This window comes from Psychromonas sp. Urea-02u-13 (assembly GCF_002835995.1).
Classification (GTDB): domain Bacteria; phylum Pseudomonadota; class Gammaproteobacteria; order Enterobacterales; family Psychromonadaceae; genus Psychromonas.
In genome coordinates this window covers 59,428-82,721 of record NZ_PJBZ01000044.1, presented here as the reverse complement: position 1 = coordinate 82,721, position 23,294 = coordinate 59,428, and the positions used below count along the sequence as shown (strand labels likewise).

17 protein-coding genes are annotated in these 23,294 nt (G+C 39.4%); 5 read left to right on the top strand and 12 right to left on the bottom strand.

The features are described 5' to 3' along the window. Positions 1-82: 82 nt before the first annotated feature. Positions 83-820, bottom strand: coding sequence for a 30S ribosomal protein S2 (rpsB, locus tag CXF74_RS06135; RefSeq protein ID WP_101081533.1), 738 nt, complete (start codon positions 818-820; stop codon positions 83-85). A gap of 392 nt (positions 821-1,212) precedes the next feature. On the opposite strand from rpsB, the gene map reads away from it, so the two are divergent. Then, entirely contained in the window at positions 1,213-2,001 is a 789-nt protein-coding gene (gene map, locus CXF74_RS06130) for a type I methionyl aminopeptidase (protein ID WP_101081532.1), read from the top strand. Between the two features lie 67 nt (positions 2,002-2,068). Next, on the top strand, positions 2,069-4,678 hold the full coding sequence (gene glnD, locus CXF74_RS06125) for a [protein-PII] uridylyltransferase (protein ID WP_101081531.1): 2,610 nt from the start codon (positions 2,069-2,071) through the stop codon (positions 4,676-4,678). A 168-nt stretch (positions 4,679-4,846) separates the two neighbouring features. Here the strand turns inward: glnD and CXF74_RS06120 are convergent, their stop codons facing one another. From CXF74_RS06120 to CXF74_RS06110, 3 genes are read right to left on the bottom strand one after another with little or no spacing between them, the layout of a single operon-like run. Then, the gene (locus tag CXF74_RS06120) at positions 4,847-5,884 is read right to left on the bottom strand and encodes an ABC transporter ATP-binding protein (protein ID WP_101081530.1); all 1,038 of its coding nucleotides are present in this window, start codon (positions 5,882-5,884) and stop codon (positions 4,847-4,849) included. Then, on the bottom strand, positions 5,884-7,455 hold the full coding sequence (locus tag CXF74_RS06115; protein ID WP_101081572.1) for an ABC transporter permease: 1,572 nt from the start codon (positions 7,453-7,455) through the stop codon (positions 5,884-5,886). Before CXF74_RS06115 ends, CXF74_RS06120 begins: the two co-directional genes overlap by 1 nt. Positions 7,456-7,507: 52 nt before the next feature. Then, positions 7,508-8,524 (bottom strand): Fe(3+) ABC transporter substrate-binding protein, encoded by a 1,017-nt coding sequence (locus CXF74_RS06110; RefSeq protein ID WP_101081529.1) that lies wholly within the window; start codon positions 8,522-8,524, stop codon positions 7,508-7,510. Between the two features lie 172 nt (positions 8,525-8,696). Here CXF74_RS06110 and CXF74_RS06105 point away from each other — a divergent pair, with 172 nt between their 5' ends. Next, positions 8,697-8,939 carry a PTS transporter subunit EIIB gene (locus CXF74_RS06105; protein WP_101081528.1) on the top strand — a complete coding sequence of 81 codons (243 nt, stop codon included), beginning with the start codon at positions 8,697-8,699 and terminating at the stop codon, positions 8,937-8,939. Between the two features lie 25 nt (positions 8,940-8,964). Here CXF74_RS06105 and CXF74_RS06100 read toward each other — a convergent pair whose 3' ends face one another. The 3 genes from CXF74_RS06100 to CXF74_RS06090 all read right to left on the bottom strand — a co-directional run bounded on the left by CXF74_RS06100 (position 8,965) and on the right by CXF74_RS06090 (position 13,169). Further along, positions 8,965-10,362 (bottom strand): sigma-54-dependent transcriptional regulator, encoded by a 1,398-nt coding sequence (locus CXF74_RS06100; protein WP_101081527.1) that lies wholly within the window; start codon positions 10,360-10,362, stop codon positions 8,965-8,967. 1 nt (position 10,363) lies between these two features. Continuing rightward, entirely contained in the window at positions 10,364-11,479 is a 1,116-nt protein-coding gene (locus CXF74_RS06095) for a sensor histidine kinase (protein WP_101081526.1), read from the bottom strand. A 244-nt stretch (positions 11,480-11,723) separates the two neighbouring features. Then, the gene (locus CXF74_RS06090; RefSeq protein WP_101081525.1) at positions 11,724-13,169 is read right to left on the bottom strand and encodes a sigma-54 dependent transcriptional regulator; all 1,446 of its coding nucleotides are present in this window, start codon (positions 13,167-13,169) and stop codon (positions 11,724-11,726) included. A 323-nt stretch (positions 13,170-13,492) separates the two neighbouring features. Here CXF74_RS06090 and fliS point away from each other — a divergent pair, with 323 nt between their 5' ends. After that, positions 13,493-13,888, top strand: a complete 396-nt coding sequence (gene fliS, locus CXF74_RS06085; RefSeq protein ID WP_101081524.1) for a flagellar export chaperone FliS — start codon at positions 13,493-13,495, stop codon at positions 13,886-13,888. A 22-nt stretch (positions 13,889-13,910) separates the two neighbouring features. Then, positions 13,911-14,210, top strand: coding sequence for a hypothetical protein (locus tag CXF74_RS06080; protein WP_101081523.1), 300 nt, complete (start codon positions 13,911-13,913; stop codon positions 14,208-14,210). Positions 14,211-14,569: 359 nt separating this feature from the next. On the opposite strand, the gene fliD is transcribed toward CXF74_RS06080, so the two are convergent. From fliD to CXF74_RS06055, 5 genes are all read right to left on the bottom strand, one after another. Continuing rightward, positions 14,570-16,627 carry a flagellar filament capping protein FliD gene (gene fliD, locus CXF74_RS06075; RefSeq protein ID WP_101081522.1) on the bottom strand — a complete coding sequence of 686 codons (2,058 nt, stop codon included), beginning with the start codon at positions 16,625-16,627 and terminating at the stop codon, positions 14,570-14,572. A 202-nt stretch (positions 16,628-16,829) separates the two neighbouring features. Continuing rightward, positions 16,830-17,219, bottom strand: coding sequence for a flagellar protein FlaG (locus CXF74_RS06070; protein WP_101081521.1), 390 nt, complete (start codon positions 17,217-17,219; stop codon positions 16,830-16,832). A 127-nt stretch (positions 17,220-17,346) separates the two neighbouring features. Then, positions 17,347-19,299, bottom strand: a complete 1,953-nt coding sequence (locus CXF74_RS22815) for a flagellin N-terminal helical domain-containing protein (protein WP_101081520.1) — start codon at positions 19,297-19,299, stop codon at positions 17,347-17,349. Positions 19,300-20,209: 910 nt separating this feature from the next. Continuing rightward, the gene (locus CXF74_RS22810) at positions 20,210-22,180 is read right to left on the bottom strand and encodes a flagellin N-terminal helical domain-containing protein (RefSeq protein WP_101081519.1); all 1,971 of its coding nucleotides are present in this window, start codon (positions 22,178-22,180) and stop codon (positions 20,210-20,212) included. A 418-nt stretch (positions 22,181-22,598) separates the two neighbouring features. Beyond that, a complete protein-coding gene (locus CXF74_RS06055; protein WP_101081518.1) occupies positions 22,599-23,285 on the bottom strand; it encodes a MaoC family dehydratase in 687 nt (228 codons plus the stop codon). Between the last annotated feature and the right edge of the window lie 9 nt (positions 23,286-23,294).

Sequence of the window (23,294 nt, the reverse complement as noted above, 5' to 3'; positions counted from 1 at the left end):
TACAAAAAAAAGGGGAGCCTAAACTCCCCTGATAACTAATCATCATTTGATTAATTAATAAGAGCTTCTAAATTAGAAGGACTTATTTCTCAGCTGTTTCTTCAACAAAACCGTCTGCTTCTGCTGCAACAACAACATCTGCTTGACGACCGTCTTTAACAGTCTGTGCAGCTGCATCTAAATACAGTTTGATAGCACGGATAGCATCATCATTACCAGGAACAATAAAATCGATGTTGTCTGGGCATGAGTTAGTATCAACGATAGCAATAACTGGGATACCTAGGTTATTTGCTTCTTTAATTGCAATGTGCTCGTGATCTGCATCGATTACGAAGATTACATCTGGGATACCGCCCATGTTTTTGATACCACCAAGCGTTTTGTCAAGCTTCTCTAATTCACGAGTACGCATAAGCGCTTCTTTCTTAGTAAGCTGATCAAAAGTACCATCTTGGCTTTGAACTTCAAGGTCTTTCAGACGTTTGATCGATTGACGAACTGTTTTCCAGTTAGTCAACATACCACCTAACCAACGGTGATCAACATAGAATTGGTCACAAGCAATAGCTGCTTCTTTAACCGCTTCTGAAGCTGCACGTTTAGTACCAACAAAAAGAACTTTACCTTTTTTAGCTGCTTTTGCTTCTAAAAAGTTAAGTGCTTTGTTGAACATTGGAACAGTTTGCTCAAGGTTGATGATATGAACTTTATTACGAGCACCGAAAATGAATGGCTTCATTTTTGGATTCCAGTAACGAGTTTGGTGACCGAAGTGAACGCCAGCTTGTAGCATATCGCGCATTGATACATTTGCCATTTTGAATTTCCTTTAGTAGGGGTTAGGCCTCCACGTACCCCATAAACTCGACCAGTTTCAATAAAATTGAAAGCAGCACCCCGAGTTACGTGTCGATACGTGTGTGTTATAGTAATTAACGTTTTGATCTTTTCTTCATAGAAGAAAAAGGCACAAATACCGTTAATAGGTTAAGTGAGTATTGATAGCTAAAATTGAACTATTAATCTCGATGCGCTTTATATCACATATACAAAATCAACTCAAATAATGTCCTAAAAATTTTAAAACTGTGAATTGCACTCGGTATTCCCTTATTAATAAAATGGTCAAACTCCACTAGCGTGGAACCCCCTATTTCTTGTATAGTTCTACTCTTAAATTACCTAAGCATATTAATGAAGAGAAACCTGATGCCAGCGATCATAAAAACAAATGACGAAATAGAAAAAATGCGTATTGCGGGGCAACAAGCAGCAGACGTACTAGCCATGATTGAACCTTTCATTCAAATTGGTGTAACGACTAACGAATTAAACCAACGTTGCCACGATTTTATCGTTAATGAGCAAGGTGGTATTCCAGCGCCGCTTAACTACCACGGTTTTCCAAAGTCTATTTGTACTTCTTTGAATTATGTTGTTTGTCACGGTATTCCTAACGACAAAGCATTAAAAGACGGCGACGTTATTAATGTAGATATCACCGTTATTCAGAATGGTTTCCACGGTGATACCTCTAAAATGTTTATGGTTGGAAAAACCTCAATTCTAGCAGAGCGTTTATCACGTGTTGCGCAAGAGTGTTTATACATTGGTATTAAACTGGTTAAGCCAGGCGCTCGCTTAGGTGATATTGGTGCTGCCATTCAAAAACATGCAGAAGATCATAGTTATTCAGTAGTACGTGAATATTGTGGTCACGGCATTGGTGCGGGTTTCCATGAAGAGCCACAAGTTTTGCATTACGGTAAAAAAGGCACTGGCGAAACATTACAGGTAGGCCAATGTTTCACTATCGAACCTATGGTTAATGCCGGTAAGCGTGCTTGTAAGGTATTAAAAGATGATTGGACAGTCATCACTAAAGATAAAAAATTATCAGCACAGTGGGAACACACATTATTAGTGACTGAAACAGGTGTTGAAATTTTAACATTACGTCCAGAAGAAACCATTGAGCGTATTATCAACCACGATTAATTCAGCCTTATAACCTTCACCCACTCTCTTGGGTGGGTGCTAATCGCTCCCAACCCTAGAGGTGTACATGGATTTCGAACCATATTCTCCTGTCAAAATAAAACCAGACAACTTAACGCTATCCTACCTTAAAATACATATTCAACAGTTCAATGACTGGCAACTATTTTCTTTTAAAGACAAACAAGACATTACTTTGCTTGTGCAACAACGTGCCCGTTATATTGATGAATTACTGATACGTTTATGGGATTTAGTCGGGTTAACTGAAAGTTATGATATTTCACTGATTGCTGTGGGCGGTTATGGCCGTGGGGAATTACATCCTAAATCTGATGTGGATCTATTAATTCTTTCTGAGTCCGGTTTCAGCGAACAATCAGAAAAGAAAATCAGCCAATTAGTCACTTTTCTTTGGGATTTGAAATTAGATATAGGCCAAAGCGTACGCACCATTAAAGACTGTTATGAACAAGGACAAGCAGATATAACCGTTGCGACCAGCATGCTAGAAGCACGATTTTTGGTCGGTAATGAAGATACCTTTGAAAAGTTGCAAGTCACACTTGAAAGCAAAGCGTTCTGGCCTTCCGATAAATTTTTTATTGCCAAAAAAGAAGAACAACAAGCAAGACACAAAATGTGTAATGGCGATGGTTATAGCTTAGAGCCGGATCTCAAGAATGGCTCTGGCGGATTACGTGATATTCAAACCGTCGCGTGGATTTCAAAGTGCCATTTTAACGTCAATAGCTTATTAGACCTCACTAGCTTTAATTACATTACCCCGGGAGAGTATCGCGAACTTGCTGATTGCCAAACGTTTCTCTGGACCATCCGTTTTGCGTTACATACTGTCACTAATCGCCCCGATAACCGCCTTCTGTTTGATTTTCAAAATGATGTTGCCAGCTTGTTGGGTTATACCGGTGTGGCTAATCAAGCAATTGAACAGATGATGAAAGCTTTTTATCAAACCATTCATCGTGTGAAAGAGCTTAATGAGATGTTATTACAATATTTCGATGAAGCTATTTTAGGTAATCTTAATCAACATATTGAAACTATTGATGACCATTTCCAATTACGCGGTCATATGATAGAACTTAAAACAGCGACTCTGTTTAGCGACCGCCCTGAAATGATGTTGCAGATGTTTTTATACATCGCAAAAGACCCACGTATTATCGGTATTTATTCACCAACTATCCGAGAATTACGTGAAGCCAGACGCTGCTTAACACAATGGTTACAAAACATTCCCGAATGCCGCGCTATTTTTATGGAAATATTGCAACATCCTCGTGGTATGGGTCATGCATTCACATTGCTGCATGAATATGGGGTACTAGGTGCGTATATTCCGCAGTGGAGCCGTATTGTTGGTCAGATGCAATTTGACCTGTTCCACGCTTATACGGTCGATGAACATACACATCGATTAGTTAAATACATCTATCGCTACCCTGAGAGCAAAGAAACACATCCACTTGCGCATCAGATCTACAGCTATTTAGAAAAACCTGAATTACTCTTTTTAGCAGCTATCTTTCATGATATCGCCAAAGGTCAAAAAGGTGATCATTCAACATTAGGTGCTGTTGATGCTGTCGCATTCTGTGAATTACACGGATTAAGCCGTTACGAAAGTAAATTTGTAGCCTGGTTAGTAAAAGAACACCTAACCATGTCTGTGACCGCTCAGCGTCGTGATATAAGCGATACACTGGTTATTACTGAATTTGCAAAAAAAGTAAGTGATGAGAAACACCTTAACTTTCTTTACTGCTTAACCGTGGCTGACATTTGCGCAACCAATGAAGGTACTTGGAATAGCTGGAAAGGCACCTTGCTGCGTGAGCTTTATCATAGTACCCAAAAAGCACTGCGCAGAGGGTTAGAGAATCCACGCGATATCCGCGATAGAATTCGCGATCGACAACACAAAACATTGTCGCTATTGCTGGATCTCAACATTACCAAGCAAGATGTGAAACCACTTTGGCGACGCTTCAAGTTAAACTACTTTTTCCGTTATAATTCAGCGCAAATTGTATGGCACACGGTTAATATGTTAAAGCATCAAGATCATAGCCAACCTATGGTATTGATCAGCGATCAAAACCATCTGGGTGCGACTGAAATTTTTGTTTACCATAAAGATATGCCGGCGTTGTTTTCATCGGTAGTGAAAGAAATCGATAACAAAAAACTCAGTGTGCATGACGCCAAAATCCTCTCTAGCCGAGATGACTTTTCGCTTAGTACGTTTACCGTTTTAGAACAAGATGGCGAACATATTGATCCCGATAAAATACAACGCTTAAAACATGCGATTGAGATGGCGCTACTCTCTCCAGAGAAGGTGAATTGTCAGCAAACACGTCTTACACGTATTAAACGTCAATTCAAATTTGAACCTAAAGTTACTTTTTTACCGACCAAACGTAAACGTACTCAGCTCGAAGTGGTTGCTTTTGATGCGCCAGGAATATTAGCCGATATTGGTGACATATTTCGAAGTAGTGGTTTGATGCTCCATACGGCAAAAATCACCACCATTGGCGAGCGCGCAGAGGATCTATTTATTGTTTCGACAGAAGATGGAGATTCGTTAACAGAGCAACAGGAAGAGAACCTAAAGGCCAATTTAATTGCCGAGTTAAGTCCAGAATAAAAAATCAGTTATTAGCTGTTAGCTTTCAGTTGTCAGTAAATTCAAAAGCCTAAGCATACTTTCTTAGGCTTTTGGTTTTCTTCGTATTCTCTGTGTCGGTTAGCGACTTCGTGGTAACTCGTTGCTTTCAGTTTAAAAAATCACGATTAACCACGAAGTAAAGCCGAGTTAACTAAACAACACAAAACTATGATCGGTTATAATAAGTTCAGCCTTATCACCCACTTGATAACCTGCTTGTTGGTTGTTTTGCTTAACCAGATAATTTTTATTTTTGAAGCTCACCGTTAATTGCTGGAACGCCCCTAAAAAATCAATTTCTATAATATTCGCAGGACCATATTCACAGACAGTAAGGGTAAGTTGTTCAGGGCGTATTAATAACTGTAACGTTGTCCCTTTTGGCGCCTCAATAACAGTCTCACTGTTTAACAAACCAAACGCAGATTGATAGCTATTTGGACCAGCTACTTGCACTTCAACATAATTACTTTTGCCCATAAAATCGGCTACATAACGAGACTCAGGTGCATTGTACAATTGTTGTGGCACACCAATTTGTATGATTTTACCCGACTGCATTAACGCAATTTTATCGGCGAAGGCAAAACCTTCTTCTTTAGAGTGAGTTACAAATAGCGCACTCATGGCACGTTTTTTTAATAACAAACGAATATCTTTTATTAGCTGAAAACGTACATGCTGATCAAGATTAGAAAACGGTTCATCGAGTAACATCAATTCAGGTTGATAGGCAAGCGCACGTGCAATCGCAATACGCTGTTGTTGCCCGCCAGATAGCTGATGTGGAAAGCGCTCGCTATAATCACTTAATTGCACTAATGCTAGCACTTCCTCTACTGATTTTTTCTTCTCTTCTTTACTCATTTTTGTTAATGAGAACGCGACATTATCAAATACATTAAGGTGTGGAAAAAGCGCATAATCCTGAAAAATCAGGCCAACTTTACGTTTTTCAGGTGCGACGTTAACATTGTCACTATCAACAACATTACCATTAATTGTAATGTCACCCGTTGTATCCGGTTGTAACCCTGCGACTACACGTAATAGCGTTGTTTTTCCACATCCACTTTCACCCAATAAACAAACAATTTCATTGTCTTGTAGGTTGATATCAAGATTTTTTAATATTTTATTTTCTTGGTAAAAGCAGTTTAAATTCTTAACAACTAACGCAGACATTAACAGTCCTTCTCTAATAAACGATTAACAACAATAAAGGGAATAAGTCCCATCAAAACAATTAACAATGCAGGTAATGCGGCGTATTCAATCATCTCATCAGAGACAAATTGATAAACATAGGTGGCTAATGTTTCAAAATTAAAGGGACGTAATAAAAGGGCTGCCGGAAGCTCTTTCATCGCTTCAATGAAAACCAGAATAAAGGCGGTTAACATACCCTTCTTAATTAAAGGTAAATCAATACGAGCGATGGTTTGCCCTGCACTCTGCCCTAATGAACGCGAAGCAAGATCCAGCGTTGGTGATACTTGCGCTAGGCTACTGTCTATACTGCCGACTGCAATCGCACTAAAACGCATTAAATACCCGAACACAAGAATAAACAGAGATCCGGAAAAAATAAGCCCGACACGTGAAAAACCAAACTCCACCAGCTGTCTATTGATCCATAAATCTAAGCTAGTAAAAGGAATCAATACACCAATTGCCACCACGGTTCCTGGTACGGCATAACCAAGCGATGACAAACGGATAGACATTTTTGAAAATATCCCCGGTGATAAACGTTGGTAAAAGTTAACCAGTAATGCAACAACTAAGGCTAATGAGGCAACAATAATCGCCAGCCAAAAACTATTTAACGTATATTGCCAAAGTTGTGAATTTAACGATTCTGAAAAATACCCAATGGCATAATAAACCAATACACCAATCGGCAATACAAAAGCAAAAGATAGTAAACTCCAGAGAAAAACTAATACCGCCCATTTTTTCCAGTGTGTTAATACAAAACGTAGATCTGTGTGTGTCGCACCACTACGCTGATATATCATTTGCTTGTGTCGACTATAACTTTCTAAGCTAATTAAAATAACCAGCGCTAACAACATAATTGACGATATTTTAGCAGCGGTTGTTAAACTTCCCAATTCAAGCCATGTATCATAAACGGCCGTGGTCAGTGTACTGACAGCGAAGTAATTTACCGTTGCAAAATCCCCTAAGGTTTCCATCGCTATCAAGGATAATCCAACCGCCATTGCAGAACGAGAAAGTGGGAGTGAAACACGTCTGAATGCTTGTAAAGGCGATAAACCCAGTGTTCGAGCAGCCTGAAACAAACCACCCGATTGACCAAGAAAAGCACCTCGTAATAGCAGATAAAGGTAGGGATACAGCGATAAACTTAAAATAACAATCGCACCATTGGTGGTACGAATATCGGGAAAGTAATAATCATTCACCGATTGACAATGCATAAGGTGGCGTAATAATTGTTGAACTGGCCCGCTGAAATCGAGAAAGTCGGTATAAACGATGGCAATAATATAGGGGGGAAGTGCCAACGGTAACATTAATGCCCACTGTAAAATGCCCCTGCTTGGGAATTCACAGCATGCAATAAACCATGCACTTGGCAGTGCAAAGCAAAAGCTTAATAACAACACGCCTGCGATAACATGCAGTGTGGTTAAGGTATAATCCAATAAAACAGTGTCAATAAGGTGCTGAAAACTACCACTCTCATCAACGGAAAAAGCACTCATCACGAGTGCTAATATTGGCATTACTAATAAAAAAGTTACCCCCCAAGGGAGTAACTTATAAAACGAAAATTTCTTAGAGGTCAAACTTCACTTCATCCAATAATTTAACAGCAGCTTCGTGATTCTTTGCGATTTCAGCAAGAGGTAAAACGTCAGCTTTGAATTGTCCCCATGATGCAACCAATTTTGACGGTTGTACACTTACTTTTACTGGGTATTCATAATTAACTTCAGCATACATCTGTTGTGCAACATCGCCTGACAAGAATTCCATCAATTTAACTGCATTTTCTTTGTTAGGTGCGTATTTAGCTAAAACAACACCACTTACATTAACATGTGAACCCGTTGTTTTTTGATTTGGGAAATTGATGCTTACCGCTTCAGCCCAAGCCACTTGTTTCGGATTTGCTAACATTTTACCTAAGTAATAATTGTTACCTAACGCATAATCACAAAGGCCATCTTTAACGGCTTTAACTTGTGCGCGATCGTTACCTTGTGGTTTACGAGCAAGGTTAGCTTTTACACCTTCAAGCCATACTTTAGCGTTTGCTTCGCCTTCATGTGCAATAACAGATGCAACTAAAGAAACATTATACGGATGTTTGCCTGAACGCGTACAGATTTTACCTTTAAATGCAGGTGTTGCTAAATCTTGATAAGTCACATCAACCGGTCCAACACGATCAGCTGAAGAATAAATGTTACGCACACGTGTTGTTAATGCAAACCATTGGTTTTCAGGGTCACGGTACTGGCTTGGAATGTTTTTATTGAGAATGTCACTGTTTACTGATTGTGTTAAATCTTGGCTAGTTAGTTTTACAAGACGACTAATATCCGTCGTTAATACTAAATCTGCAGGCGATAATTCACCTTCACGTTTAACTCGCTCGATAAGTCCTTTTTTAGCAAATAAAACATTTACTTTAATGCCCGTTTCTTGAGTGAATTTTTCCATAATAGGTTCAATCAAAAATGCTTGGCGAAATGAGTAGATGTTAACCTCTTCAGCCAATGTTGAAAACGAAGCCGTTGTTAGTGCAATTAATGCAGCACCACGAGTAAACATTTTTTTAGCAAACATAAGTAGTCATCCAAATAGTCGTAGTTATCAATATTAACTAGATTATAATGAGAATGATTCGTGTTTGCAACAGTTATTTTGTTTTTATAATAACAATGGGATCGGTATTTTCGCTTCATCGTTGATTTTTAGTATACTATTTAGCTGTCAATTTACTTGTAAGGTGTAAAACATGGAAGAAACAATTCAAGAAGTAATCAATGCTGTTGGTGGTAAAGATAATATCGATAGCTGTACTAACTGTATGACACGTCTGCGTTTATCATTAAAAGATAAAAATAACGCAGACCATCTACAAATAAAGCGTATTAGTGGTGTATTTGGCGTCATTGAAACAGACCAACAATTACAAATTGTTTTAGGTCCAGGCAAAGCGCAAAAAGCAGCGGAAGTACTTAAAAACCTAGTGGCTTAAAAACACAAAACCATGCTAATTCGCATTACGCCGGTAATGCGATGCCTTGGTCTTTCATTCTCGCCAATTTATAACGTAATGTTCGTGGGCTAATACCTAACAATTCAGCGACATCTTTTCGTTTACCCGCACAACTTTGCAGTGCTTGCAGAATGATTTTCTGCTCCTGATCTTTCAAACCCTTTCCCAGTTCTGCCGATTCTTCCTGTAACGCTTGAGTAACGTCTAGCACTTCACTAACAGGCGTAATTGCTTCACTTTCATCTACTTCAGGTTCAGCACACATATGCTCAAACTGAATATCTTCTAAGATAAGAGACTGCACGTCAATTTTTTGACCATCGCATAAAATTAAGGCGCGTTGCATAACGTTATCTAACTCACGCACATTACCCGGCCAAGGATAAGCCAGTAATAACGCTTTAGCTTCTGCGCTCAATACAGGAATCGCTTGAGATTGTGCTAACGCATGGCGTGATAAAAGATGCTCTGCAAGTGGGAAAATATCACCCTTTCGTTTACTTAAAGGCAACCATTGCAATGGAAATACATTTAAACGGTAATAAAGATCTTCTCTGAACGTACCGGCTTCAACTGCTTTTTTGAGATCTCGGTTACTGGTTGCTAATACGCGGATATTAAGTTTAATGGTTTTTCGAGAGCCTAAACGCTCAACTTCTCGTTCCTGTAAAACACGTAATAACTTAACCTGCAATTCCAGCGGCATCTCGGTAATTTCATCTAATAAAATAGTACCGTCTTGTGCTTGCTCAAACTTACCAGGACACGCCTGAACAGCCCCCGTGAATGCACCTTTTTCATAACCGAATAAGGTCGACTCAAGCATACTATCGGGAATCGCCCCACAGTTAATCGCGACAAAGGCCTCTTCACTGCGTGATGATTTATCGTGTAAATAACGAGACAATACCTCTTTACCACTGCCACTTGGGCCCGTGATCATGACAGAGGCGTCACTTAACGCAACTTTCTCTGCCATTTTAAACATTTTTTCGGTACTGCTATCACCATAGATAGGCGTGCATGATTCCACTTTATTAACCGGCGCATAACGACTGACCTGGCTTAATAACACTTCCGGTGAAAAAGGCTTAGCAAGATAATCAATCGCCCCATCACGAATCGCATTAACGGCATCATCAATCGTTGCATAAGCGGTCATCAATAAAACCGGTAAGCTTGGAAATTTATCTTTAATATTTTGTAATAGCGTTAAACCAGACATACCGCCCATCTGGATATCACTGATCACCATATCAAACTTCTGTTGATTGAGGGTGATTAGCGCAGCTTCTCCGCTGTCTACTTCGACACACTGGTAGCCTGCTAATAACAAGGTATCGATCAATGCCTCACGTAAACCTGCATCATCTTCAACAACTAATAATTTACCTTGCGACATATTAACCTCCTACCACTTGATTAAGTGCGATGCTTTTATAATCACCAACACGATGTAACGGTAATACTAATGTAAAACAGCTGCCTTTTGAGAATTCAGATTTTACTTCAACTGAGCCTTTATGCGCTTGCGCAATAGACTGTACAACCGCTAAGCCAAGTCCGGTCCCCTGAGACTTAGTGGTATAAAATGCTTCCATTACCTTCGCTATCTTACCTTTTTCAATACCAGGGCCATTATCCATCACCGATATCTCTACTTTATCTTCACCACGGCGTTGCGTGCTGATATACAATTTAACGCCTTTACCTGTCGCTTCTACTGCATTAGAGATGAGGTTTGTTATCGCACTAGCAAGTGCACTCTTATTAGCCATAATGAGTAAATCAGGATCAGGAAAGCGACATTGAAGGTGACCATTCACTTGTTGTAACATAGTTTCGCTCGCATCTTGCACCTCTTCAAGTAAGGTAACCAACGAGACTTCTTCGATAATTTTTTGATCGCCACTACGCGCAAAAAGTAGCATATCATTTACCTGCGTTTCTAAATCACTTAAGCGATTCATCAACTTGCCTTGAAAACGTGATCGTGAACTTTCAGTTAAGGTTTTATTCGCAAGATTAGCGCCATACAGCATAGCAGCTGAAAGTGGCGTTCTGATTTGGTGTGCTAAGGACGCAACCATTTTACCGAGTGATGAAAGACGTTTTAACTTAGCAACATGCTCTTGCAGTTGACGTGTATCAGTCAGATCCGTTAATAAAATAAGTTGTCCAGGCTGGCCGTTTAAAGAGGAGATAGATAACTGAATACGACGACCATTTTTTAGCGATATTTCATGGCCATCATCATTTTTTGGCGCAAATGAACGTCCAATGATGTCACTCCATAACTGTCCTTCTAAAGGCTCTCCAAGCAGGGATAATGCCACACGATTCGCTTGATCAACCACGCCATTACCATCAATAACAATCAATCCAGAAGGTAATTCGTTGTAAAGTTGATCTCTGTAAGCGGCTTGCGCACGTAATTGCTGAAGCTCACCTGCAAACGACTCTTGCTCTAGTGGCTGCGTGTCATTTTGTAAAATCGCTTTAGGGTTATAATGGGTCATGTTATCACCTGCTTAAAATTTGCTCTTACAAGCTATTAAGCAGTATTTGTGCCAACAGGTTATTTCAATTATACAACAGTAACTTACGAACTTAGTGACACAAAAATGACAGACAAAAAAGCCCATCTATGAAGTGCCCCCATTAAAAAACAATATTGCTTTCCAACTATAGGGGCAGTTCACTAAATGGGCTTGTAGTAATGAATAGTTAATATAAATAGTTAATATTAATCAGTAAGATGGATTAGCCGTCTTTATTTAATCCATATTTTTTCATTTTTTCAACCAGTGTGGTACGACGCATAGACAGTAACTCAGCAGCATGTGAAACCACACCATCTTGACTATCTAGCGCCTGTCGAATCATTTCAATTTCAAACTCAGTTATCTTGTCTTTTAAATTCATGCCTTCCGTTGGAAGATGCCCAAGGAAACCGAGTGACTCATCAAATGCCTCTGACTCATCCGCCACAATAGGCGCATCACCAAACATGCCACATAGTGCATCACGCTCAGCAAGAGACTCTTCCTCTTCACTGTATTGAATTTTCTCTACAGCCTCACCCTGCGCATCCAAATAACGGTATTTAATAGGCAAGTCACCTAAATCAACAATTTTATTAGCGTGCAAAATAAGTAAACGTTCTAACAAGTTTGATAACTCGCGTACATTGCCCGGCCAGCTATGTTGCATCAAAGAGTCAAGCGCGCGCTGTGTAAAGCGCAGTGTCGCTTTATGCTCGCCTTCTAAGCGTGATAATAACTCTTGTAATAAAAGCGGGATATCTTCTTGTCGTTCGCGCAGTGCTGGCTTTTCAATTGGGAATACATTGAGTCGATAATAAAGATCTTCTCTGAAAAATCCCTTTTCAATCAGATCTTCTAAATTTCGATGTGTAGCCGCAACAACACGCACATCAGCCTGTAACGTTTTAGTGCCACCCACTCGCTCGAAAGTACGCTCTTGTAAAACACGCAATAACTTAACTTGCATCGGCATTGGCATATCACCAATTTCATCGAGGAAGATAGTCCCACCAGCAGCCAATTCGAAACGTCCTTTACGTGCTGAAAATGCACCAGTAAAAGCCCCTTTTTCATGACCAAAAAGTTCACTTTCTAATAATTCAGCAGGAATTGCGCCACAGTTAATAGGCACAAAAGGGCCTTTTTTGCGTAACGATACTTCGTGAATAGCACGTGCAACCACTTCTTTACCTGTGCCTGACTCACCTAATATAAGTACATTGGCTTTACTATCAGAGACCTGTTCAATTAAGTAACGGATCTCTTGAATACGTAAACCACGCCCCACTAACGATTTAGTCAGATAACTATTGGCTTTTTGTAATTTTTTACCCGGATTATGGAATGATTGACAATAATGTAATAACTGCGTCAATTGTTCATACACAATAGGCAATGTTAATAAACCAAGATGATTATCTTTAAGTTCGCTTTCAACACCACTCAAGGTTAAAAAGGGGACTGTTGAGAAGTTCTTTAATAATGTAGCAGAGATGCTTCCGCCGTAAATAACAGCCAGTGGTTTACAGTCATTAACACTGTTTAATAAACGATCACTTTCAACGACCTCACACTGTTCGCCAACAAATTGTAATACGGTTTTTATTGTTTCAGACTGTTTAGGTTCAATACCAACCAAATAGACAGGGGCTCTCTGTTGCATAAAATTCACTCTTAAAATTTAATTATCGCAAGTTTAGGACAATTTTGAAGAATTGCACATGATTAAAGTCAAAAACATGACGATGTCCATATCATGACGCTTGTATTGCTATTCGATTGATAATTCTATAATAAACTTTTCCTAAGCAAGCACTATAAAACGGGAATGAATATTGCTTTATTAAGGTGTATAGTTAAACCATAACAGTGCACTGAATCATAATATTACGTCAAACATTACGCAGTTATTATAATAATGATGCATTTATAAAAAGCAGACGTAAACTGTCCTGTGTAAATAAAATAGTAGCAAGGAAAATAATTATGCGTGGCTCTATCAAGAAATATCAAAACAATAATCTGGCATTCGTTGAGCAAGCTGATCCTCATACCCTTATTTCACTCATTATGCAGCATATATTAGGTAATTTAGCGGGCGCTAAAGGGGCAATTGATCGTAAAGAAATCGAAAATAAAAATAAAATGTTAGGTAAGGTCATTGGTTTAATTGGTGAATTACAAGACAGTTTAGACATGGAAAAAGGCGGTGAAATTTCCGAGAATCTCTATAACTTATATACTTATATGATTACTCAAGTATCAAAGGCTAACTTTACAAATTCTCCAGAGCCACTAACAGAAGTTATCTCCTTAATTTCCGAAATAAAATCTGGTTGGGATGGTATTCCTCAAGAAATTCGCCAGCAATATAACAAATAAAATCACCAAGTAAGAGACTGACATGAACACGACACAAGCCCAACTTGAGCGACTATTTGAACTTGAAAAAGAGCTTAATATTTTACTTGATGAAGAACGGTACGAAGAATTCTTACCGCAACAAGACCAATTCAGTGCACAGATAAAATACTTGCTTGATAATAGCCCTGAAGAAGAGATGCTGAGAGTAATTAGCCAGCTTCAACGCCTTGAAAATGCGGTTGAATTATTACAACAACGTTCTAATGTGTATTTTCTGCAATTAAAAGAAAAGTCTTTATTACAACGACGTAATAAAAGTAAAATAAAAGCATATAAATAAATATCAGCCTCAATTAATGATAAAACGAATGCAGTTTTTTGACCTAGAAAAATTGTAACTACTTTCGTATAAAAAGCACCCGTTTTAGGCGGGTGCTGAGTAGTTACGAAAAATTTCAATAATAGCAGAAAAGAAGTTTTATAATTCCTATACACTTATTGTCTTAGATCACTCTATAGGGTTCACCTTTCTCTAGTAGTTACCTATAACCTGCTCTGTATAAGTCGTTTTAAAAATAATCTATTCGATAATAATTTTTCGGCTGATAGTTCTGAGGTACAGCCCTTCAATTAAAAAAATTTAATTAGAGGGCATTATATAATATATTGTGAATGGGAGAGGGGTCTAAATTTCAATTTTTATTTATCTCTGGTATAACCCGGTAAGGCATCCAGGCTTAATTTTAGATATTCCCTGGTATTATTCAAACTAGAAACTGCCATATCCATTGCATTAAACTGCTTGTATAAACGTGCTTCCATTTTATCCATCTTGTACATCAAGCTGGCTTGTTGTTCATCGATTTGGTTGATTTTTTTATACAATGAGTCAACTTTACCATCGATAATACTGCCACTACTTTCAATATCACCTTTTGTCGAACTGATATTTATATCGATCATACCGTCAAGCATATCGTTCATGACAGTGCTCATGCCTTCTGCATAAGTTACCTGCCCACGTTCCCCTAAAGGACCGCCATCAACTTTCACTTTTATGCCGGTTGAATCCCCACTTTCAGAAAGTAGGAACTGACCATCGCCATAAGCGGCTTTACCATCAATGAGCCCTTCAATATCCTCACCATTAACACCACCACTGACAGCGAAACCTAATAATGTAGTAAAACTAGGATCTTCTATCTCGGTGAAGGCAACGGTTGATGAAGACCCATAACTATTAGACGTTATTGAAAAAGCGCCAGCACTTTCGATAATGCTCACATTTAGCCCATTTTCTACAAAATTAGGATCTGAATTAATTTTAGATTGTAATTCCGTGGTGAGCTCTTCGATTGAATTATAAGTTTGCGATGAAAGTATAATATCTTCTGACAGGAAACCATCTAGGCGCATTTTAAAGGTATCGTTAGAGGCATCAATGGTCATTGGAAAGCCAGCGTGAATAGCGCCAGTTAACTGGCCTTGCGTTGCCAGTTTAGTCACTTCAATATCATAAGTACCCGGTTTAGTTAAACTACTATTACTTTCAAAATCGATAAATGAATCATTAGCAGCACCTGAAGCAGTGAAGAAATTTGCCACACTTTGCATATCATTTTTCATGATACCTGAAAGCTTATCTGCATCTAGTGATAACGTGCCATCACGATTGGTTAGCATGCCTAAATCGGCAAAACTTTGTACCGCTCCACCAATATGGGTTAGTGATGTATTTAATACACCACGCATTTGATTTTGGATATTACGCACCGTTGAGTCACCATTCAAAGCACCATCAGAACCTTGCCCACCACCATCAGCAGTTAACGAATTCATTTTAGTGATGGTATTATTGTAGTTTTCAACAAAAGCCTTTAATTGTTCTTCCACAACGCTGTTATCTTGTTTAATCGTTAATGACACTTTTTTATTCATTTCAGTTTCGCCATTAATATTGAGTGTCACCCCTTCGATCACATTGGAAATTTCATTGCTATCACGTGTGATTGTAATACCATTCATCTCAATTTTTGCATCTTGTGCTGTGGAGGTTGACTCCATATGTTTAACTGTAGGAGAGTAAGTGAGAGATGATAAACCTGATGCATCACTGTTATCTCCATCACCATCAACCACTGTTATTTGCATGGCGTTAGCTTCGCCCGTTTCTTTATTAGTCAGCACTAAACGATAGTTAGTACCATCATTGATAATAGAAGCAGAGACACTATAATCACCTTCGTTAATCGCATCTCGCATTTTATCAAGTGAATTATTAGCAGAATCAATGGATAAGGTTTCTAGTGCTTTATCAGGGTTAACTGAGAAAGAACCGTCATCGTTATAGGTTCCATAGGTGAAGGTAATTGTGCCGGTACCCACCTCTGAGGTTGCTTCTGCGTAAGAAGTATCAACAGAAGAAACGACGGTTTGCGCTTGGGCACGTTGCTGTACTTCAAATTCCCAGCTGCCCGCCACAGCACCAATGCCAAGTTTAGCATCAAGGATTGTACTATCACTGCTGGTCGCTGTGGCAGCTGAAAAAGTAGAAGTACGACCAAGGTCTTTATAAGAGTCTTTAAATGCAGAGAGTTCACTGTTTAGCATGCCATAAGCTGAAATCATCGCCGTTGCTTGCCCTGATGATTTTATCATCTTCGCTAATGCAGGATCTTTTTCAGCCCCTACTATTGCTTCTACTATATCATTAATTTTAAGACCAGAGCCAAGCCCTGTTGAAGTGATTGAAGACATGATAACTCCTTACTACTGTATTTATTATTCACTAGAGAGTCAAAAAAAATGCAAGAATTAAGCCACTTACACAGATAAAATAGCATTAAATTATAAGATCAATCATAGCCTAGTGCTATTTTATCTTTTTCAAGTTCGAACCCCCCTTATGACAGACATTAGTATTGGAATAGACGCAACAGGGGAAGGTTACTCAGTTTCCTTACACTTTGGTATCAAACAAAATACCCACTACATCATCCATTTTTTTGCGTAATACCACCAACTCCTCTGATGGAATTTGGCGAATAATCTCATCACTTTCCGCGTCTTTCACCAAAATGACACTTTGCCCTAATTGCTCGTCAACCGTAAAAGATAAATTACGATTCATATTATGTAAAATATCGTTCACCTCTTGCACGGTTTCTTTTACCTGTGCAGGGCTAAGTTCACCCTCTTTCTTTTCTGCTTGCGGCGCAATCGCCTGACCATCAAACTCCGCTATTTTTGGCTGAGTGGCTATCTCTTGTAAACTATTGGTGACGCTACTTTCTTTCTCAATACCAACAAAGCCTGATGATGATAGAGCAACATTATTTAATTCCGACATAATTGACCTCACGTAATCCAAAAACAATAATTAGAAAAATTAATAAGCAAAAGCTAATAAGCAAAAAAGCAAAAAAGCCCCCTATTGCTAGGGAGCTATCAATCAACTAGTTAGCAACCCTATTGGTTTAACCAAGAAGCGATAATACACTTTGTGCTGATGCATTTGCTTGTGAAAGCATTGATGTACCCGCTTGTTGTAAAATCTGTGCTTTACTCATTTTAGACGTTTCTGCCGCAAAGTCAGCATCTTGAATACGCGAGTTAGACGCTGCTAAGTTTTGTGATACATTTTCTAAGTTAGATACGGTTGAGCTTAGGCGGTTTTGAATCGCACCTAAGCCTGCACGAGATTCAGTTACTCGGTTTAATGCTTCATCAATTTTCTCAATGGTACTTGCTGCACCTGCAGCTGTTGATACATTAGTCCCTAAGCTATCGATAGATTTACCACCCATCTCGTTGCTAATACCAAATTTTGCTAATGCGGTTTTACGTCCAGCTTGTGTATCGGCACTTGAAGTGATTTCAATACCACGCCCCTCTTCTGCAGAGAATGTTTTTCCGTCAGCGCTTACTGTCACACCTGTTTCGTTGCTGAACGAATTGATGTGGTCTACTAAGCCCGCTGTATTCGTCGTTACAGCAGCGGTAATATCAATACCATTAATATTCAGTTTATCAGCGGCTGTAATCGCACTGGTACCTGCTCCAGCAGTGGCCACTGAAAATGAATCTGCACCATTGGACTTTTCAAAACCCGCATTAGCAGAATCAGTGCCCGTCACGGCAATAGGCGTGTCATCAGCGCTATCTAAGGCGACATAACCAGAAAAAGTTTCTGCAGGTGCTGCATTTAAAGCAGTCTCTTTAGCACCATCAAACACACCCTGTGCTGTCGCCAGTGTAACTACGCCAGCATCATATGTAGTTTGTTCACCATCAAAAGCAGTCAATGCGGCAGTAAGAGTCGCTGCATCACCAGCAGCTTGAGGGCTTGCATCAAATACAGCCTGTGCCACATCACGAGTAACTACAGCTGCATCATAAGTAGTCGTTAGACCATCTTGTACACCAACTGCGGTAGCTAACGTTCCATTTGCTGTAGAAATAGCAGCTTGAGTTGCACTATCGGTGCTGACAATACCGGCAGCTTGCCCTTTAGTAACGGCAATATCTTCACCCGTATCATTGGTCATGATTAACTCACCATCATCACCCTTAGAGGCAGTGACCCCTGCTACATCACGGTTAATAGTCTCAACTAAGTTATCCATTGAAGAGGTTGCACTTAATGTTACCGCGTCTGCCCCCCCAACTTTAATGGTCATACCATCTGTTACGCCAGTTACTGATGCACTTGCATGATCACCTTGAACAACATTGTAAGCATTTGCTGTCACACCTGTCTCTGCCGTTTTAACATTAATGGCTTTCGCAATATCAGCAGCAGAGCCAGTGTCTGAAGCAGGCACATCAACACCATTGATGAGCATTTCACCAGCTGTACCGGTAGTGGCTGTAGTAACACGACCACCATTAAGTTCGCCTTTGTTTAAATTACCGTTTAAACCTAAATCATTAGTGGTTACGGAATCAATTGAGAAGCTCAATGTTTGACCTGAGTTGGCACCAATTTGTAGTGTTGTTTTACCGGCACTACCATCTAACAGTTTAGTACCGTTAAACTCAGTTGTTGATGCGATACGGTCAAGCTCACTGTGTAATTGGTCAACTTCTTTTTGGATTGATTCACGGTTAGACGATGAGTTTGTATCATTGGCAGATTGAACCGATAGTTCACGCATACGTTGTAAGATGTTAGTCATCTCATCCATTGAACCCTCTGCAGTTTGTGCCATTGACACACCATCGTTTGAGTTACGTACTGCTTGGTTGATACCTTTGATTTGTGATTGCATACCCGTTGAGATTGCAAGACCAGCAGCATCATCTTTAGCACTATTGATACGTAAACCAGAAGATAAACGTTCCATTGCTTGGTTAGAAGTTGCTTGTGATTTGCCTAATTGACGCTGTGCGTTCAATGACATTACGTTTGTGTTTACTACTGCAGCCATGATGTGCTCCTTAGTTTATATTCTGACTTAAGTTTTTATAAAGCTTAAGTACCGATTTAGTTGGTTATAATTTACTTATCGACCGCTTAAAAAATAACTTTAATGTTTTTTAAAAATTCTTTATCTAACGGTTCATTTTCAAAACAGTCGATGTGCTGACTTAATAACCTTATCGACCAGCAGTCTAATAACTTTAGAAAAAAGGGCTATTTTTTAAAATTAAAAACATAAAACTTTAACTAGTTGATTTTAAATACCATAAATATTCATATAGTATACTTAAAAACGCTTAGATCAGGATCTAATAGGATCTAAAGAAAATAAAAATGATCTTTTTAGAGCGAGGAAGCGCTCATGATAACCCCGTACCAAAGCGATTAACCACCAAGGCACGAAGGACAAAGAAGTTAAAACCCCTAGACTCTTTTGATTTTCTTGGTGTCCTCTGTGTAGCGTAGCGGCTTCGTGGTGAATTTTTTGTTGCGGTAAGCAAGATCAAAAGCAATTCACCACCAAAGCACGAAGGAAGAGGAAGTTAAAAGCTAAAACCTGCCCCTAATTCCTAATTCTTTTGATTTTCTTCGTGTCCTCTGTGCTGCGCAGCGGCTTCGTGGTTAATTTCTTGTGTGTTTACCGTTATGAGTAAAACCGATTATTTGAGTTTTCTTCGCGTTCTCTGTGCCCTTCGTGGTGAACTGGCCGTGTTTGCTTGCGAGTGAATAATTAAAGAGAGGAAGATAATAAAAGACTAAAACCGAAAAAGGTAGCCGAAGCTACCTTTAAATGGGTGGAACTTGAGGAGAAAATGAGAGTAAAAACCTACGAAACCTTCACCCATTTTACCTGTAATGGTATATCAAATTAATGTGGCAATTATTGCCGTTTATTAACGTTGATTTACCACCTCACTTTATCCTTGTAATAATGACAGTACATTTTGAGTACTTGCATTAGCCTGCGAAAGCATAGAGGTACCTGCTTGTTGCAGAATCTGTGCTTTACTCATTTTAGATGTTTCCGCAGCAAAATCGGCATCTTGGATACGTGAGTTTGACGCCGATAAGTTTTGCGATACGTTTTCTAAGTTAGAAATCGTAGACCCTAAACGGTTTTGCACCGCACCTAAGCCAGCACGAGACTCTGAAATCTGCTGTAAAGCAGCATCTATTTTATTCAAGGTGCTTGATGCACCTTGAACCGTACGTACGTTAGTCCCTAAACCATCAATCACTTTTCCGCCCATTTCACTTTGCATACCTAAGGCAGTTAAAGCTTTTGCACGCCCAGCTTGCGTGTCTGCACCCGAAGAAATTTCAATGCTACGACCACCTTCAGCTGAGAACTGATAACCTGCAGCTGCGGTACCTGACATCGTCACCCCAGTTTGCTCTGAATAAGAGTTAATATAAGCAGTTAGTTCTGCATCTGTCGGAGTAGCACCCGCACCTGAAAATTGTGCGATATCAATACCATTAATTTGTAGTTTATCTGCCTCTGTAATATTAGCTAAAGTTGCAACTTCGCCAACAACCGAGTCGGCACCATTTGAGTTTGTAAATCCTGCGACACCAGGGCTAGTGCCACTCACATTAATAGGAGAGTCATCAGCGCTATCTAGTGCCAAATATCCAGAGAATTCTTCTGCAGGAGCTGCATTTAAAGCGGTCTCTTGAGCAGTATCAAACACGCCCTGTGCTGTCGCCAACACAACTACGCCAGCATCATATACACCTTGTGCGGTATCAAAAACACCCAAGGCAGCAGTAAGAGTAGCAGCATCAGCTGCGGCTTGAGGACTTGTATCAAATGTAGCTTGTGCTGCATCACGAGTAATTACCTCTCCATCATAAGTAGTCTTTAGACCATCTTGTACACCAACTGCGGTAGTTAACGTTACTTGTGCACCAGAAATAGCAGCTTGAGTTGCGCTATCGGTGCTGATAATGCCGGCACCTTGCCCTTTACTGATGGCAATATCTTCACCAGTATCATTGGTGACTAACAACTCACCTTTATCACCCACTGAAGCAGTAACCCCAGCTACATCACGGTTAATGGTTTCAACTAAGTTATCCATTGAAGATGTTGGACCTAATATTATCGCGTCTGCATTACCCACTTTAATCGTCATTCCATCTGTTTTACCGGTTACTGTTGCACTTGCATCATCGCCTTGAATAACATTATAAGCACTTGCTGTCACACCTGTTTCAGCCGTTTTAATATTGATTGCTTTAGCAATATCAGCAGCTGAGCCTGTTTCCGAAGCTGGTACATCAACACCATTAATGAGCATTTCACCTGCTGTGCCAGTAGTCGCACTAGAAACACGGCCACCATTAAGCTCCCCTTTATTTAAACCACCATTTAAACCTAAATCATTAGTGGTTACCGATTCAATAGAAAAACTGAGCGTCTCACCAGAGTTTGCACCTATTTGCAACGTGGTTGTACCTGAGCTTCCATCTAATAATTTCACACCATTAAACTCAGTCGTACTTGCAATGCGATCAAGTTCATTATGTAATTGATCAACCTCTTGTTGAATCGCTTCACGGTTAGATGCTGAATTCGTATCATTCGCTGATTGCACTGATAACTCACGCATACGTTGTAATATGTTGGTCATCTCATCCATTGACCCTTCGGCCGTTTGTGCCATCGAAATACCATCATTTGAATTTCGAACCGCTTGGTTAATACCACGAATTTGTGATTGCATACCTGTTGAGATAGCAAGACCAGCGGCATCATCTTTTGCGCTGTTGATACGTAGGCCTGACGACAAACGCTCCATTGCTTCATTTTGCGTAAGCTGACTTTTGTTTAATTGACGCTGTGCGTTAAGCGACATTATATTTGTATTAATTACCTGAGCCATGATTTACTCCTTTGTTCCTTTTTGTCCCTTTACGGGAAAAATCGGCAATGTTTGTTCGTTTTGCCGTCAATTTTTACTCTCAAGTTTTATAATGCGATTTACATGCCAACTTTTAGAAGAGTAAATTTTGTAGGAGCAATATCGTATTTAAGGCTTAGGGGAGCGTTGTGAAATAGATTTAAACAATTAAAAATCAAAAGCTTACGAGTTAAGCATGACGTTTTACCCGTAAAGATCCTTTTAATGGACAAAGATCCTGTCAATTATTCGTGATTGAAATAATGGGTATCATGCCGTAAAGGTGGCAATCTTTTCGATGGAGGTATTTTGGAGATTTAGAACTAAGAGGAGATGAAACATAAAAGATAAAATTGATGATGACCTTAAGAAGCACTCAAAAGATCATCATTAGCTATGACTAGAAATAAACACGTACAACCGATACAGCAACACACCCTGGCCGACGTGTATTCTTTATTTCAACAGAGATCTCTTTTTCGATCTCGAGGCCACGCTTAATAGGTGTTACTTTAATTAGGCGACTATGAGCACGTATAATACTGCCTGTTTTTACCGGGTAAGGAAAACGTACTTGGTTTAAACCATAATTGACAGTCATTTTAGCGTCAGGGTAAAGTGGTTTCTCGGTATTCACGCTATCAGTCAAACGCGGTAAAAGGGAGAGGGTTAAAAAACCATGTGCAATCGTAGTTTTAAAAGGCGACTCTTTTTCCGCTCGCTCAACATCATTGTGCAACCACTGATTATCTTCTGTTACCGTTGCAAATTGGTCAATACGATCTTGAGAGATCGTTAGCCAGTCACCAACATGTACCTCTTCACCAATTTGAGACTGTAATATTAAAAATAACTCTCTGGCTTCTGGCGATAACTGAACGGGTTTTTGAGCAACGTTAATCGTTTTCCCATCTTTTAAGATAGAGTACTCTTTCACCCATGACAGTAATTGTTCACGGTTACTATGCGCTTTTTTGATAAACAGTGAATAATAATCACGAATCGCAGGTGACATCCACGGCGTAAAATCAACCGCAAACTTGGCCATAAATTCTGCTTTATATTTATTGATATCAAATCTTTTCATGTAACCATT

Bases quoted from the DNA above. Each gene is read 5' to 3' on its own strand.
- rpsB (WP_101081533.1), bottom strand. From the start codon at position 820: ATGGCAAATGTATCAATGCGCGATATGCTACAAGCTGGCGTTCACTTC.
- map (WP_101081532.1), top strand. From the start codon at position 1,213: ATGCCAGCGATCATAAAAACAAATGACGAAATAGAAAAAATGCGTATT.
- glnD (WP_101081531.1), top strand. From the start codon at position 2,069: ATGGATTTCGAACCATATTCTCCTGTCAAAATAAAACCAGACAACTTA.
- CXF74_RS06120 (WP_101081530.1), bottom strand. From the start codon at position 5,884: ATGTCTGCGTTAGTTGTTAAGAATTTAAACTGCTTTTACCAAGAAAAT.
- CXF74_RS06115 (WP_101081572.1), bottom strand. From the start codon at position 7,455: ATGCCAATATTAGCACTCGTGATGAGTGCTTTTTCCGTTGATGAGAGT.
- CXF74_RS06110 (WP_101081529.1), bottom strand. From the start codon at position 8,524: ATGTTTGCTAAAAAAATGTTTACTCGTGGTGCTGCATTAATTGCACTA.
- CXF74_RS06105 (WP_101081528.1), top strand. From the start codon at position 8,697: ATGGAAGAAACAATTCAAGAAGTAATCAATGCTGTTGGTGGTAAAGAT.
- CXF74_RS06100 (WP_101081527.1), bottom strand. From the start codon at position 10,362: ATGTCGCAAGGTAAATTATTAGTTGTTGAAGATGATGCAGGTTTACGT.
- CXF74_RS06095 (WP_101081526.1), bottom strand. From the start codon at position 11,479: ATGACCCATTATAACCCTAAAGCGATTTTACAAAATGACACGCAGCCA.
- CXF74_RS06090 (WP_101081525.1), bottom strand. From the start codon at position 13,169: ATGCAACAGAGAGCCCCTGTCTATTTGGTTGGTATTGAACCTAAACAG.
- fliS (WP_101081524.1), top strand. From the start codon at position 13,493: ATGCGTGGCTCTATCAAGAAATATCAAAACAATAATCTGGCATTCGTT.
- CXF74_RS06080 (WP_101081523.1), top strand. From the start codon at position 13,911: ATGAACACGACACAAGCCCAACTTGAGCGACTATTTGAACTTGAAAAA.
- fliD (WP_101081522.1), bottom strand. From the start codon at position 16,627: ATGTCTTCAATCACTTCAACAGGGCTTGGCTCTGGTCTTAAAATTAAT.
- CXF74_RS06070 (WP_101081521.1), bottom strand. From the start codon at position 17,219: ATGTCGGAATTAAATAATGTTGCTCTATCATCATCAGGCTTTGTTGGT.
- CXF74_RS22815 (WP_101081520.1), bottom strand. From the start codon at position 19,299: ATGGCTGCAGTAGTAAACACAAACGTAATGTCATTGAACGCACAGCGT.
- CXF74_RS22810 (WP_101081519.1), bottom strand. From the start codon at position 22,180: ATGGCTCAGGTAATTAATACAAATATAATGTCGCTTAACGCACAGCGT.
- CXF74_RS06055 (WP_101081518.1), bottom strand. From the start codon at position 23,285: ATGAAAAGATTTGATATCAATAAATATAAAGCAGAATTTATGGCCAAG.